Source organism: Streptomyces caeruleatus (genome assembly GCF_001514235.1).
In the GTDB taxonomy this organism is placed as follows: domain Bacteria; phylum Actinomycetota; class Actinomycetes; order Streptomycetales; family Streptomycetaceae; genus Streptomyces; species Streptomyces caeruleatus.
In genome coordinates this window covers 33,237-46,935 of sequence record NZ_KQ948937.1, presented here as the reverse complement: position 1 = coordinate 46,935, position 13,699 = coordinate 33,237, and the positions used below count along the sequence as shown (strand labels likewise).

Annotated in this window: 9 protein-coding genes and 3 pseudogenes; 8 read left to right on the top strand and 4 right to left on the bottom strand. The window is 69.3% G+C overall.

What is annotated here, in order from left to right; genetic code table 11:
* Positions 1 to 24 precede the first annotated feature (24 nt).
* Positions 25 to 588: a Mu transposase domain-containing protein gene (locus AQJ67_RS34560; RefSeq protein WP_159058881.1), complete on the top strand. Its 564-nt coding sequence runs from the start codon at positions 25 to 27 to the stop codon at positions 586 to 588.
* A 752-nt stretch (positions 589 to 1,340) separates the two neighbouring features.
* Entirely contained in the window at positions 1,341 to 4,178 is a 2,838-nt protein-coding gene (locus AQJ67_RS34555; protein ID WP_062723296.1) for a SpoIIE family protein phosphatase, read from the top strand.
* On the opposite strand, the gene AQJ67_RS47905 is transcribed toward AQJ67_RS34555, so the two are convergent.
* The gene (locus tag AQJ67_RS47905; protein WP_159058880.1) at positions 4,175 to 4,339 is read right to left on the bottom strand and encodes a hypothetical protein; all 165 of its coding nucleotides are present in this window, start codon (positions 4,337 to 4,339) and stop codon (positions 4,175 to 4,177) included. The genes AQJ67_RS34555 and AQJ67_RS47905 overlap by 4 nt on opposite strands.
* A gap of 5 nt (positions 4,340 to 4,344) precedes the next feature.
* Between AQJ67_RS47905 and AQJ67_RS34550 the strand changes: the two genes are divergently transcribed.
* The 4 genes from AQJ67_RS34550 (at position 4,345) to AQJ67_RS34535 (ending at position 7,233) form a co-directional block, all read left to right on the top strand.
* Entirely contained in the window at positions 4,345 to 4,641 is a 297-nt protein-coding gene (locus AQJ67_RS34550) for a transposase family protein (RefSeq protein ID WP_062723295.1), read from the top strand.
* Positions 4,642 to 5,162: 521 nt separating this feature from the next.
* Positions 5,163 to 5,801, top strand: coding sequence for a hypothetical protein (locus tag AQJ67_RS34545; protein ID WP_062723294.1), 639 nt, complete (start codon positions 5,163 to 5,165; stop codon positions 5,799 to 5,801).
* A gap of 118 nt (positions 5,802 to 5,919) precedes the next feature.
* A complete protein-coding gene (locus AQJ67_RS34540) occupies positions 5,920 to 6,792 on the top strand; it encodes a glycine betaine ABC transporter substrate-binding protein (protein ID WP_062723293.1) in 873 nt (290 codons plus the stop codon).
* Between the two features lie 75 nt (positions 6,793 to 6,867).
* On the top strand, positions 6,868 to 7,233 hold the full coding sequence (locus tag AQJ67_RS34535; RefSeq protein WP_062723292.1) for a hypothetical protein: 366 nt from the start codon (positions 6,868 to 6,870) through the stop codon (positions 7,231 to 7,233).
* Positions 7,234 to 7,314: 81 nt separating this feature from the next.
* On the opposite strand, the gene AQJ67_RS34530 is transcribed toward AQJ67_RS34535, so the two are convergent.
* Together AQJ67_RS34530 and AQJ67_RS34525 are read right to left on the bottom strand one after the other, a co-directional pair.
* Positions 7,315 to 8,058 (bottom strand): response regulator transcription factor, encoded by a 744-nt coding sequence (locus AQJ67_RS34530; RefSeq protein ID WP_079056333.1) that lies wholly within the window; start codon positions 8,056 to 8,058, stop codon positions 7,315 to 7,317.
* A gap of 156 nt (positions 8,059 to 8,214) precedes the next feature.
* Entirely contained in the window at positions 8,215 to 12,003 is a 3,789-nt protein-coding gene (locus tag AQJ67_RS34525) for an nSTAND1 domain-containing NTPase (RefSeq protein WP_062723291.1), read from the bottom strand.
* Positions 12,004 to 12,195: 192 nt separating this feature from the next.
* Here AQJ67_RS34525 and AQJ67_RS49750 point away from each other — a divergent pair.
* Positions 12,196 to 12,365, top strand: a pseudogene (locus AQJ67_RS49750) (IS5 family transposase); the annotation flags it as partial.
* Positions 12,366 to 12,590: 225 nt separating this feature from the next.
* On the opposite strand, the pseudogene AQJ67_RS50825 reads toward AQJ67_RS49750, so the two are convergent.
* A pseudogene (locus tag AQJ67_RS50825) lies at positions 12,591 to 12,896 on the bottom strand (IS701 family transposase); the annotation flags it as partial.
* A gap of 20 nt (positions 12,897 to 12,916) precedes the next feature.
* On the opposite strand from AQJ67_RS50825, the pseudogene AQJ67_RS34515 reads away from it, so the two are divergent.
* Positions 12,917 to 13,690: pseudogene (locus AQJ67_RS34515) on the top strand (IS256 family transposase); the annotation flags it as partial.
* Between the last annotated feature and the right edge of the window lie 9 nt (positions 13,691 to 13,699).

The window sequence follows — 13,699 nt, the reverse complement described above, 5'->3', positions numbered from 1 at the left end:
AGCGGGCGCCCGCCGGTGCTGCTCGTGTCCGGTTACTCGCGGGTGATCACGGCTCGGATGCTGCCCTCACGGCAGGCGGGCGATCTGATCGACGCCCACTGTCGACTGCTGACCGCCTGGGGAGCCGTGCCGAAGACGCTTCTCGCCATCCGGGTGCACCTCTGCGGGCCCCGGGACCCGGAAGCGAAGGGCTTGGTCGAGCGCGCGAACGGCTACCTGGAGACCGGCTTCCTGCCCGGCCGTCTCTTCACCGGACCTGACGACTTCAACGCCCAGCTGACCGCCTGGCTGCAGATCGCCAACCGGCGGCATCACCGCTCGATCGACGCCCGCCCTGTCGACCGCTGGGAGAGCGACCGGGCGTCGATGCTCGCCATCCCACCCGTCGGGCCGCCCCACTGGTGGCCGCTTCGCACCCGCCTGGGCCGCGACCACTACATCCGGGTCGACGCCAACGACTACTCCGTCCACCCCCGCGCGATCGGCCACATCGTCACGGTCAACGCCGACACTGAGGAGATCACCGTGACCTGCGGCGACGACCTGGTGGCCCTCACACACACTGCTGGGCCAGGCATCAGGGCCTGACCGACCCCGAGCACGCCGCGGCGGCCCGGAAACTGCGCGGTGAGGTGATCCACCAGCAGACAGCCCGAGCGGCCGGCGCCGAAGCCGCCGCCCTGGCCCTCCGACAGCCTCGGCATCGAGGTCGAACAACGCGAGCTGGGCGCCTACGACCGCATGTTCACCCTCATCGAGGGCGGCGGCGGGAAGGAGGACACGTGATGGCCCGCACCACCGCTCCCGCCCATACGCACCCCACGGCCGACGCGGGCAAGCCCGACGGCCACAGCGCCCGCACCGGTCAGCAGACCGCCGCTGACCTGGCCGTCCTCGCCCGCGCCATGAAGGCCCCGGCCCTGCTGGACGCCGCCGAGCGCCTGGCCGAACGCGCCCGCACCGAATCATGGACCCACACCGAGTACCTGGTCGCCTGCCTGCAGCGCGAGGTCTCCGCCCGCGAAGCCCACGGCGGCGAGGGACGCATCCGCGCCGCCCGCTTCCCCGCCATCAAGACCCTCGATCGAGGAGCGCGATCTCGCTCATCTGCTTGGTCTGACGCGCCAACAACTCGCGCACCTCGGAACATTGGACTTCATAGCGGCGAAAGAGAGAACGCCCCAAATTCAGCCGTTGCCGACAGGGAGAGCTGGGCGGGGTTCTCTGCCGCGGACCACACCGCATGTCAGCCTTGCCACCCGCGCCCGGGTCCGGGTCGCACGAGACGGTGGCCTTTTCATGTGAAAGGCATCACAACTACGCGGCCGTAGAATTGTGCTATGGACAGCCGGCTGAGTCTGCTCGCAACTGTGGACAAGGGCGTCACCGAGAGTGAAACGCTGCAACTGGGACTGCACCAAGCTCTGGCTGAGCTGAGCGGCCTCGGCGGGATGGTGCACCTCTCTGTGCCGGTCTCGGCCCTGAGTCTTGTGTCGGCGGCTGGGCTGCCACCGGCTCTCACCCGGTCCTGGGAGACGCTCGACCTACAGGGGAACACGGCCCCGGCCCGCGCGGTCCGAACGAGCCGGGCGGTCTGGGGGCTCGCTGATTCCCCCGGGGAACTGTGGCCGGACACGGCCTTCGCGACTGTGCCCATTTTCAGCAGCGGCCGCGTGGTCGGCGCACTCAGCATCGTGCGGAATGCCCAGGGGGAGCCGTCCGCGGAACAGTGGGATTTCCTGAAGGCCGTGGGGGCCTGGGCCGGGGAGCGGATGGGCCAGGCACTACCGCTTGCCCAGCCGCTTGAGGAAGGCCGGCGTGGCAAGCAGCTCGACCAGGCTCTGCGAGAGGCCCAGGTCGGCTCTTGGGACTGGAACGTCCGCACCGGCGAGCTGACCTACGACGAGGCGGCCATGGCTATCTCCAGCGTGGAGGCGGCCGACTTCGTACCTCGGATCGAAAGCTGGGTGCAGGTCGTCCACCCCGACGACCTGCCGCGGACGCTGGCCGCGGCCCGCAAAGCGATCCGTGATCGGGGGGTGTACGACGCCGAATACCGGGTTCTGCGCCCGGACGGCACCTACGACTGGACGCATGCCCGCGGCGCGTGTGTGCTCGATGACGAGGGTGAGCCGGTCCGGCTGGTCGGCATGTGGTGGGACATCAGCGCGTCCGGCTCCGTCCGGGACGCGCTGATCCGCGCCCTGCGCCACATGAGCGACGGCTTTCTGTCGGTGACTGATGACTGGCGGATCGCCTTCGTCAACCTTGAAGGGGAGCGCATCCTTGGCTCCCCCGAGGAGGAGCTGATCGGGCGGGTCCTGTGGGACCTGCCCGCCGTACGACACATGCCCGGCCTCAAGGACCGCTATCAGAAGGCCGCGGCGGTGTCCGAGCCGACGGGCTTCGATATTCGGGCTCACGACACCGATCGCTGTTACCACCTCAGGGTCGTCCCGGTCCCCGACGGCACCACCTGCTATTTCACCGACGTGACCGAGAAGCGGCAGCGCGAGTCCGAAAGCCAGGCCGCCGAGCGGGCCGCTGCGGAGCGGTCCGCCCGGATGACGGATCTGACCGCGGCTCTGGCGAAGGCAGTCACCTCACGGGACGTGGTTGCCGCGGTCGCCCGGCGGGTGCTGCCGCCGTTCGGCGCCACCGGGCTGCTGGTGCAGGCCGTCAAGGGCAACCGGGCGCACATAGTCGGATCCGTCGGATATTCGCGGTCGTTCCTCGACCAGCTGGAAATGCTCCCGATCTCGGAACAGACGCCGATCGCTGAGACGCTGCTCTCGGGCACGCCTTTGTTCATCTCGTCCCCGGAGGAATACGCCGCACGCTACCCGAAGCTGGCTGACAGGCCCGCCGAAGCGGGCAAGCAGTCCTGGGCCTTCCTGCCCCTGACCATGTCCGGACGCTCGTACGGCGTCTGCGTGATCAGCTTCGACCACACCCGTCGGCTGACCGCCGAGGACCGCATCCTTCTCGACGCGGTCAGCAGTCTCGTCTCCCAGGCTCTGGACCGCGCCCGGCTCTACGACGCCGAGCACACCCGGGCCCAGGAACTGCAGCGCGGACTTCTCCCACGCGAGCTGCCCTCGCTGCCTGCGTGCACCGCCGCCGCCCGGTACCTGCCCGCCGGACAGAGCATGGACGTGGGCGGCGACTGGTACGACATCATCCCGCTCTCGGCAGGCCGGGTCGCGCTCGTCATCGGTGACGTGATGGGACATGGCCTGTCCGAGGCGGCCACCATGGGACGGTTGCGTACCGCCGTCCACACTCTCGCTGACCTCGAACTGCCCCTTGAGGAGATCTTCGGCCACCTCAACGACGTCGTTGTTTCCCTGGGCGAGGACTCGTACGCCACCTGCTTGTACGCGCTGTACGACCCCGCCACGCGCGTCTGCTCCTTCGCCCGAGCGGGGCATCCACCACCAGCCGTGATGCACCCTGACGGCACTGTGTACTTTCCTCAGCTGCCCCCGAACCCGCCGCTGGGCGTGGCCGAACCGCCCTTCGAGACGGTCGAGCTGGCAGTGCCCGACGGCAGCCTCCTGGCCCTGTTCAGCGATGGTCTTGTGGAGTCGGCTGCCCGTGACATCGACCACGGCATGGCCCAGCTCGCCCAGTTGCTTCAGACGGCCAGTGACACCGCCGAGGACACAGACCAGGAGCGGCTCTGCGACACCCTCACCGCCGGCTTGCTCCCCGCTGGACACCGGACCGATGACGATGCCGCTCTTCTGGTCGGCCGCCTGCACGCCCTGGACACCGACGCGGTCGCCGTCTGGCCGCTCCCGGCGGACCCGCAAGCCGCGGGCCTGGCCCGGGTGCACGTCCGGGAGCAGCTCTCCGCCTGGGACCTGGACGACCTTGCGATGACCACGGAACTGCTGGCCAGCGAACTGGTGGGGAATGTCGTACGTCACGCAAAGGGCCCAGCGCGGCTGCGGCTGCTACGCACCGATTGCCTGATCTGCGAAGTCTCCGATGGCAGCCAGACTACGCCCCGGATCCGCCGCGCCCTGGAAACGGACGAGGGCGGCCGGGGCCTGCAACTCGTCGCTGCTCTCTCCCAGCGATGGGGAACCCGCTACACGACGACCGGAAAAGTCATCTGGACCGAGCAGCCGCTGAACTCTTTCGGCGTGGTCACCGACGGAGTGACTGTTTAGGGCTTCCAACTGGCTGCCGGCAGCATCCATGGCCGTCCGGCGAAGAGTTCGCGTAGGGCGGTCAGGGGATTGATGCCGTGTTTGCGCACGGTGGAGATGTAGGAGCGGACCCGGGCGAAGCGCCTGGCGCCGGGCAGAGTCCGCCAGGATCCGGAGGTCATCTGTTGTGCCCGCGCTGGTCAAGAGGTTGCGGGAGGTGCCGGACCGGCGGGCGAAGCGGGGCCGACGGCATGTGCTGGCGGTGATTCTGGTGCTGACCGCGTGCGCGACGCCGGTGGTCGGCGGTGACTCGGTGGCGGCGATCTGGCAATGGGCCGCCCGCGCCCCGCAAGGCAGGCTGGCGCGGATCGGCGCCCGCCGCGACCCGCTGACCGGCAGGTTCCTGGTGCCCAGTGAGCGCACCTTCCGACGGGTCCTGGCCGACCTGGAGGCCGACGCCCTGGACACGGCGACCTGCGGGTAGGTCGCCGACGTCGCGGGTCGCATCCGTTGCGGCGCCCGAGATTCCCTGCACCCCGGGTCCGTCCGAGCGTGAACAGCGACGCCGCGGCCAGCGGGCCGCCGAGCACCCTGCCCCCGTCGGGCTGCTGCCTGCCACAGCCCTGGACGGCAAGGCCCTGCGGGTGGATGACTCTGATGCGGCTCTGATGCGGCTCTGATGGAATTCTGAAGCATTTCTGACCTGAACCCTGATGGAACATTGACCATTTGCTCCCGCGGTGTGCCGTCTAATGGGTGCAACGATTGGCGAAACGCTTCCAGAGGGAAATCTTCCTGGGTGTTACGCATATGCAGCGCTGCCCGGATTCAACGAGAGCTGAATCCGGGCAGCGCTGCTCAGCCGTTCCCAGAAACGACGGATACAGGTTAACCCTGAATTAACCTTTCAGTCTTCTTTCGGTCGTTGACCGGCGCGAGATTACCGGCCGATAGTTGCAGTCAGCACCTGGTGATTCCACCGGTCCCCTCTCGATGGAGAATTCAATGGCATTCGCCCTGCGTAAGCGGAATTCTGGAAAGCGTGTCTCCGCCCGCACCGCCGGCATGGTCGCCGCTCTTACCGTGGGCGCCTCGTTGCTGACCGCCCCCCAGGCGCTCGCGGACAGTGACCCCGGCCCCGTCAATCTCCTGAAGGCCTGCGACTGGGCCAGCCTCTGCAAGTTCCACCCGCAGAGCTACTGGACGTACACCGGCCCGAGGCACAAGGTCGGCGACGTCTTGTTCAACTGCGGGAGCCAGACCAACTCGACTGCGGTCACCTGGGAAGACACCACTTCTTCCAGCAACTCGGCCGGCATCTCGACCTCGCTGGAGTACAAGTTCCTGGATGCCTTCGAGGCCGAGATCCAGACCAGCTACAGCCACACGTGGTCGAGGTCCCACACCGACCGGCAGATGACCACGGTCAACGTCCCGCGCAGGGGCGTCGGGTGGATCGAGCGTGGCGTCGGCAAGCAGCAGGCCACGGGGTGGTGGGAAATCCAGTTCAAGAAGCGCTACTACGGTCATTTCGACTGGTACGTCTACAACTACAAGGAGTCCGGCTGGCGCTCCACGTATGGCTACATCAACACCAAGGACCGGGCAATGACCTCGGGCGAGTGGAACCAGCACTGCCGTTGAAAGTCCCAGACGTGCGGCTCGACGCGCTGAGCCACATGCCTCCAGCAGGCGGCTCAGGTCCGCGCTCAGGAAGACGCGCGGCGGGCCAACATCTCTCACAGCAAAGTGGTATCGCGTGATGTCAGGCATTCGCCGCTCGCTCAGAACCATCCTCTGCGCCGTCTGCTCGCTCGTCGTCGTTTCCGGTTGCGCGAACAAGGTGACGGGCACGTACAGCGATCACGCGGACGGGGCGGGGCCGACGGTGATCGGCAGCGACAGTTCCACGGAGAGCAGGGTCGTGGCGGCGCTCTACGGTGAGCTCCTCACGGCCGCCGGCGAAGAGGTGAAGACGGCGCCCACCGGCTACAGGTCCCCAGCCGACACCGTCCAAGCCGTGCTGGGAGGCAGAATCGACCTCACGCCCGCCTACGAGAGCACCATGCTGCGCGCACTTCCGGGCGGCCAGGTGGTGCCGGGCGACATGTCCGCGACACTGAGCATGGCGCTGCCCCCGGGGGTCGTCGCGCTACCGCCGGCCGCGGCGCAGCGGGGGGTCGTCCTCGCGGTCACCAGGGCCACCGCCCGACGCCACGAACCGAGCATCGCCGACCTCGGCGAGACCGACCGCCATCTGACCCTCGGCGGCCCTGCGTCCGGCGACCCCGACGCCCCGACGACTGCCGCCCTGAAGAAGGCGTACGGCGTCGCTCTCGCCCGGGCCGGGACATCGGGGACGGCGGATGTGCTGGTCCTGCGCAGCACCGATCCCGCCATCACCCGAAACGGCCTGGTCGTGCTGACGGATCCCCAGGTCGTGATTCCGCCCGAGCACGTGTTCCCTCTGATCAGCTCCCCCGCAGTGGACGCAACCGGCAGAGCGGCCCTGGCCCGTGTCAACACCCTGTTGACAACCGAACAACTGGCCGGGCTCACCTCGTCCGTCAAGGCGGGCCGCACACCCGCTATGGCGGCCAGGGACTGGCTGCGTTCCAAGGGGCTGCTGCGCTGAGCCCGATTCGGGCACACACAGCAGCCCGCACACAAGAACCGTTACCCGAGAAATCAGAGAATGGTGGTAGTTCACATGCGTGGTCTCACGCGCAAGGCCGTCGTGGCGGCGCTTGCAGCAGCCGCCGTGTTCGGCGGTCTGGCGGTTCCCGGCACGGCCTTCGCCGGGGACAAGAACGCCTCACTCAGGGTCTGCAGCCGGTCCACCGAGCCGGTGAGGTTCTTCCTCGTCGGCGAGAACCAGTACGGCGACTGGGTCGGCTCAAGATTCTGGGACATCCCTCCGAAGGGGTGCACCTCGGCGAAGGACTACTGGTGGCACGCCGGGCGGTCTGTGGAGTTCCACCACCGCAAGCCCAGCACCGGATGGCGGTGGGAGGCCAGGATCATCTCGGCGAACGATGTCAGGGACGGGGGCGAATACACCATCTGGATCGGCTGAGAGCTGCCCGGACACCGGCCTGAGCAGGACCGGGGCGTGACCGCGGGCCTGCTCAGGCCGACCTGCTCAGGCCTGCTTCTGTCAGCTCTCCGTGCCGTCGGCGCTCACCATGTAGCCCGCCCCGCGAACGGTGCGGATCAGCGACTGGTCGGGATCGCCCAGCTTCCGCCGCAGGTAGTAGACGTAGGTCTCCACAACCCCGGACTCGCCATGGAAGTCGTACTTCCACACGCTGTCCAGGATTCTCCCCTTGGAGATCACCTGGCCTGCGTTCTCCATGAGGACCTTCAGCAAGGCGAACTCGGTGGCCGACAGTTTCACCGGCTGCCCATGCCGCCACGCCTCCCGGGTACCCATGTCCAGTTCGACCCCGGCCACGTGCAGCCGCCGGGAGGGCGCGGGCGCGGTGTGGCCGACGCGTCGGGCGTGGCCGGTGACCTGGGAACGGCGGATCAGCGCACGGATCCGGGCGCTGACCTCGGCGATGTCGAAGGGCTTGGTGACATAGTCGTCACCCCCCATGGCCAGGGCGCGGCACTTGTCCTCCACCGCATGGCGGGCGCTGAGGAAGAGCACCGGGGTGTTGTCCCCGTCGGCACGGAGCCGCCGGCAGACTTCGGTGCCGTCCAGGTCGGGGAGCTGCGTGTTCAGCAGGACCGCGTCGGGCCGCCGCCGCTGGACGGCGCTGATCGCCTCGGCGCCCGTGGCCACGGTGAACACGTCGAAGCCGAGGAAGTCCAGAGCCGTCTGGAGCATCCCGGAGTTGCTCGCTTCGTCCTCCGCCACGAGTACGGACGGATGGTGGGGGGAACGATCTCGGATCATGTCCGACGCACCTTTGGTCAAGTGGATTCGTCAGGTTTGACAGCCGCCCGCGGCGGCTCTGCCGCCGGGCCTCGACCAAAGGCTGGCAACCAGAACGTTGTCCATACAGCCCCTTTCATCGCTCCAGACAATCCGCGCAGGGCGGTACCCAACACATCAGTGCTGGTCACAGGTGCCGCGGTAGGGCGCGTCGGGGATCTGTGTGTGCCACTGGGCACGGGTCAGTGCGGTGCCGACGCGGGCACACACCCGGGTGAGGACGGAGGGCGAGGTGATCGTGTACCGCTGCAACGGGACATGGTCGCCGGCGGCGTACAAGGTAGCGCTGTCGGGGCTGAAGGCGAGGGAGCGGATGCCATCGCCGGGGGTCGCCAGGGTGCCGCCCAGAGGCTGCAGGGTGGAGGTGTCCCAGAGCTGGATGCTCCCCGAGTCACCGGCGACGGCGAGGGTACGGCCGTCGGGGCTGAAGGCGAGGGCGCTGACAGCCTCGGAGGTGTCCGCGACCGGGCCGGGGAAGACGTCGGGAAGGGTCCCTGCACGGTGCCTGAGATCTCCGTCCCACAGGCTGACGCGGCCGGTCAGGTCGCCGGCCGCCATCCGCGAGCCGTCGGAGCTGAAGGCAAGAGCGCCGGTCTCCGTGCCCTGGCCGAGTGTGCGCCGGGTGACCCGACCCGAGGGCAGTTCGGCCGTGTGGCTGCCGCCGGCCAGCAGAAGGCCGTCGGGCCGGACGGCCAGGGTGCTGCTGTCGAAGTCCTTGAGCACGGCCGTTCTGCGGTGGCGGGAGATGTCCCAGACCTCGTTGCTGACGTCACCCGTGTCGTCGGAGTCGAGAGCGGCGGAGATGTCTGGTGTGTGGGAGGTGCCGGGAATGTCCGGGAAGCGGGCGGCCAGCAAGGTGCGTCCGCCCGGGCCGAGGGCGACCGTGAACACTGCCCCCGCGGCGGAGGACGGGGCGAGGTCCAGCGCGGTGCGTTCGCGGTTGCGGGGGAGGTCCCAGATGATCAGCTGCTGGGGGGAGGCGTCCCGGCCCGGCGTGGACACGCCGTAGGCGAAGGCCTTGCTGTCGGGGCTGAAGGCCATGAGGGGCCGGGTGTACTCCGGTACGACGGGGTCACTGCGGTCGCGGGACACCGGAAACGGCGGGGACGGCAGCTCGCGGACCCGATGCCCGTCACCTGTGTCGCGCAGCTGGAACCGGTAGTGGGTGCCGGACAGCTCGGCGGTGACGAGCGTGCGGCCGTCGGGGCTGAGCAGCGCGCCTTTCAGCGGGTGACGGCGCCACTGTGCGGTGAGGGCCGCCGTGACGTCGAGGGTGTGGACGGTGCCCCCTTCGAGATACCGCAGGACCGGCCGGCCAGGATCCCAGGCGAGGCCGCCGTAGAGGTGCTGGCCGTCCAGCGTGTAGCGGAAGACGGGGGCCTCCGGCGCCGACAGCCGCCACACCCTGATCTCGTTGTGACCCGAGGCCGCGAGGAACGCCCCGTCCTTGCTCAAGGCCGCGTACTCGACGTCCGGGAAGGAGATGTCGGCGAGCTGCCGGCCCGAGGCTGTGTCCCAGACGCGGATGCCGGTGCTGGACAAGGCCGTGAACCGGTTGCCGCCGTCGAATCCAAGCAGCTCGTAGTCGTCGTCGCAGATGTCATGCGCCTGCTCCCACGCGCCGTGAAGCGTGCGGTGGCCGACGATGTCCCGCACGGCGGGCGCATGCCCCTTGGAGCAGACGGCGACCTGGCGGTCGTCCGGGCTCGGGGCCACGTCCGCACCGCCTTCCCCCGAGGCTTCGTACAGCACTCGGTCGTCCGGGAGGGAACGCAGTCGCGTCCGGTTGCCGTCCGGGTCCTCCGCCACGTAACTGCGGCCACTGGGCCCCGGGCCGAGAAGGTATGACGGCGGCAGGGCCCGTGCAGGGCCGGTCCACTCCCCCGTGGAGACGTCCCACAGCCGCATGCCGTCGGGCACTTGAAGGACGAGGACCCGCGCGCCCTGATCCGCGGCGATCACCCTGCCCTCCGGCAACGGCCCGGACGCCGTACGGCGGTGCGTGGCGACGTTCCATCTTCGCCAGGTCCGGCCGTCCGTGCTGAGTACGGTACGACCGGAGTCGGCGAGAAAGTCCAAGGTGTCGCCGCCTGCTCCGGGCACGGTGAAAGCGTCCAGCTGTGGCTGGGTGAGAGCACCGAGCAGGGCCGAGCGTGTCTCGGTGAGCGGGGCGGTACGCCAGGCCGCGACGCTGAGCAGCATGGCGGTCCTGGGGTCGGTCCTCCGCATCGAGGCAGCGACCGAGGCCACCCGGCGGGCGGCCGTCTCGGTCTGCTCCCGCACACCGGTGCGGTGCTGCTGCCAGGCGAGCAGGCCGGTGACCAGCGACACCGCGAGGGCAATGGCGAGCGAGGTGATCAGACGACGTACCCGGCGGGTGGCCCTGGTGGCGGTCCGGTGTTCGCTCGCCCGGGCGCCCAGGGCGGCGACGAGGAAGGCTCGCTCCGACCTGTTGAGTTCGGCGGACCGCCCGGATGCGAAAAGCTCCTCGGCATGGGCCAGGCGTGTGCCCCGATAGAGCGTGCCGGTGTCACGGCCGAGCTCCTCCCAGGTACGGGCGGCCTCGGTGAGGCGCCGGTGGTGGCGCAGCCGCTCACGATCCTCCTCGACCCAGTCGCGCAGCCGGGGCCAGCTGTTGAGCAGGGCCTCGTGGGCCAGCTCCACGCACTCGGCGTCCACAGCCAGCAGCCGGGCGCGGGCCAACCGCTCGACGACCACGGGCACCTCGGGGTCGGCCGACGACTCCAGTTCGGCGCGCCGGACCGGTCGCCGGGTGTCCGAGGTCCCCTGGCCGGGTTCGATCAGACGGAGCAGCACACGCCTGGCTGTGCGGGCCTGGGCGGGCGAGAGCTGGCCGTACAGGTGCTCGGCGGTAGCGGCGATCGCGCCGCCGGCCCCGCCGACCGCCTCGTAGGCGGCCATCGTCAGTGTCCGGCCGCGGCGTCGGCGCCAGGTCTCCAGCAGGGCGTGGGAAAGCATCGGCAGTGCGCCGGGCTGGTCGCCGACCTCGTCGATGATCCTGGCGGTCAGCTCCCGCTCGACCAGGAGTCCGGCCGCCGCGGCCGGCCTGACGACGGCCTCCCGCAGCTCTGCCGCGTTCATCGGCCCGACCAGCAGATGGGCCTCGCTCAGCGCGTCCGCGAGCCCTCGGTGCCCAGCGCACCGTTCGTAGAAGTCCGCCCGCACCGCGATGACCACGCGCAGCCGGGTCTCGTCCTCCCGGGCGGCGAGCAGCAGGTCTATGAAGCGCTCCCGCTCCGCAGCGTCCCGGCACAGGGTGAAGATCTCCTCGAACTGGTCGACCACCACCCAGCTTTCCGGCTCGCCCTCCTCCGGAACGAGCAGCCGGCCGTGGGTCGCCGCCGGCGTGGCCCCCGGGGTGAGCACGCGCAGCACCGCCGCATGCCCTTCTTCCTGGATGCGCTGTTGCAGCCGGGGTATCAGCCCGGCCCGCAGCAGCGAGGACTTCCCACTGCCGGATGCTCCGAACACCACCGCCAACCGGTGCTCGCACACCAGCTCCAGCAACTCCCCGACCAGCCGGTCCCGCCCGAAGAACAGCCCGTGGTCACCCGGTTCGAACCGCATGAGTCCCCGGTAGGGCGGCTCGCCCTCCCCGGCCTCCACGGCCGGTCGCGCGGACAGTTCCTCGGCGGCGGACTTCCAGCGAGCCTCCCAGTCCGCCGGGTCGGCTCCGCATGCCTGTGCGTACGCCAGTACCACGGCCAGCGACGGCAGCCGCTCACCACTGGCGGCCTGGGCCAGCGTGGCCGGCGAGAAGTGCGCCCGATGAGCCATGGTCCGGTAGGACGGTCTGCCGCAGGAGGCGCGCAGCATACGCAACTCATGAGCAAGGCGCGGCACCGCTCCGGCCTCGGGATCCACCGGCCGTTCAGGACGTCCCATCGGACCACCGTTCGCACGCGTCGCCTTGTTCAACCATGTTTTTTTAAGGGCAAAAAGTGACGAAGAGGTTACGGCGGCGAGCTCGGCCCTCGAATTCCCGCGGACGCCGTCCTGCCGGGGCGAGCGCAGCGACGATTCCGGGGGCTGCGGGGCTGCGTACCTCCGGGGTGATCGCGGCTACAGCTTCGACGCTCCAGGGGCTTCACCCCGATCCCGAAGCGGCGCGCGGTCGAGGCGGACCTACGGCTGGCTGATGCTGCACCGGCGCCTGGCGCGCGACTACGAAACCCATCCCCACCGCTCCGAGGCACCTCATGGCCCGCCGGCTCACCGGCGAGAACACCATCTCCTGGCGCGACCCGACATCAGCACATCCGCGGTGCTCAAACCAGCTCCATTCACGCGCCACCTCCGAGTACAGCTTCGCTTCCAAACCATCGGGCATAGACAAACCGGCCCGAGCACGGCATCGCCCCGGCCGCCCGGCACCCCCCGCTCGTCCGCTCGCCACCCCTGCCGATCGACTGGACATCAAGGCCGCCGCCACTGACCACTCCAGCCGTTGTTCGTGATCTTGATGTGAGGGATGCGGTTCGCCTCCGGTAGTGACTGGTGCGTGATCGTGCCTGGTGGGCGGCCGCGCCAGTCGGACCAGGCAAGTGAGTGGGCCGTGTCGGCGGACGGGCCGGACGACGAGCGCGATGAACAAGCGGCAGATCTCGTTGCAGGACAAACGGGATCACGTCGTTCGGCGTGGGCCGGTGTGCGTGTTCGTCGGCGCGGACGACGGCGAGAAAGGCGTGGGCCGGCATCGCGAGGGTGACCCGGCGGGCCCAGGCGGGACAGCGGCGGACCTCGTGCTCATCCAGCCCGCCCGGCCCTGGTGACGACTGATGCCGCCAGACGCCGTTGTGTCTTCATCGATGCCATCCACGTGAAGATCCGCGACGGTGCGGTGGCCAACCGGCCCGTCTACGTGGCTCTGGCCGTGACCACCGAGGGCCGGCGGGAGATCTTGGGGCTGTGGGCCGGTGACGGCGGCGAAGGCGCCAAGCACTGGCTGCATGTCCTCACCGAGATCAAGAACCGCGGCGTGAGCGATGTGCTGATACTGGTCTGTGCCGGGCTCAAGGGCCTGCCCGAGGCGGTGGAGGCGGTCTGGCCGCGGACGATCGTGCAGACCTGTGTGGTGCATCTGCTGCGGAACTCCTTCCGCTATGCCGCCCGCCAGGACTGGGACAAGATCGCCGAGCTTGTGAAGCCCGTCTATACGGCGCCGACCGAGGAGGCCGCCCTGGACAGGTTCGCCGAGTTCGCCGAGTTCGCCGACGCCTGGGGCCGGAAGTATCCGGCGATCGTGAAGCAGTGGGAGAACGCGTGGGAGGAGTTCACTCCATTCCTGCGGTTCGACACCGAGATCCGCCGCATCGTCTGCACGACGAACGCGATCGAGTCGGTCAACGCCCGTATCCGCCGGGCGGTCAAGGCCCGCGGGCACTTCCCGAACGAGCAGGCCGCGTTGAAGTGCGTCTACATGGCGATCATGTCGCTCGATCCCACGGGCAAGGGCCAGTCCCGCTGGATCATGCGCTGGAAGACCGCGCTGAACGCCTTCGACATCACCTTCGACGGCCGCCTCTCCGCAGCCCGTCAGCAACCGTCAACCCCGGTTACACCGCTCGTTTGACAGACCCCC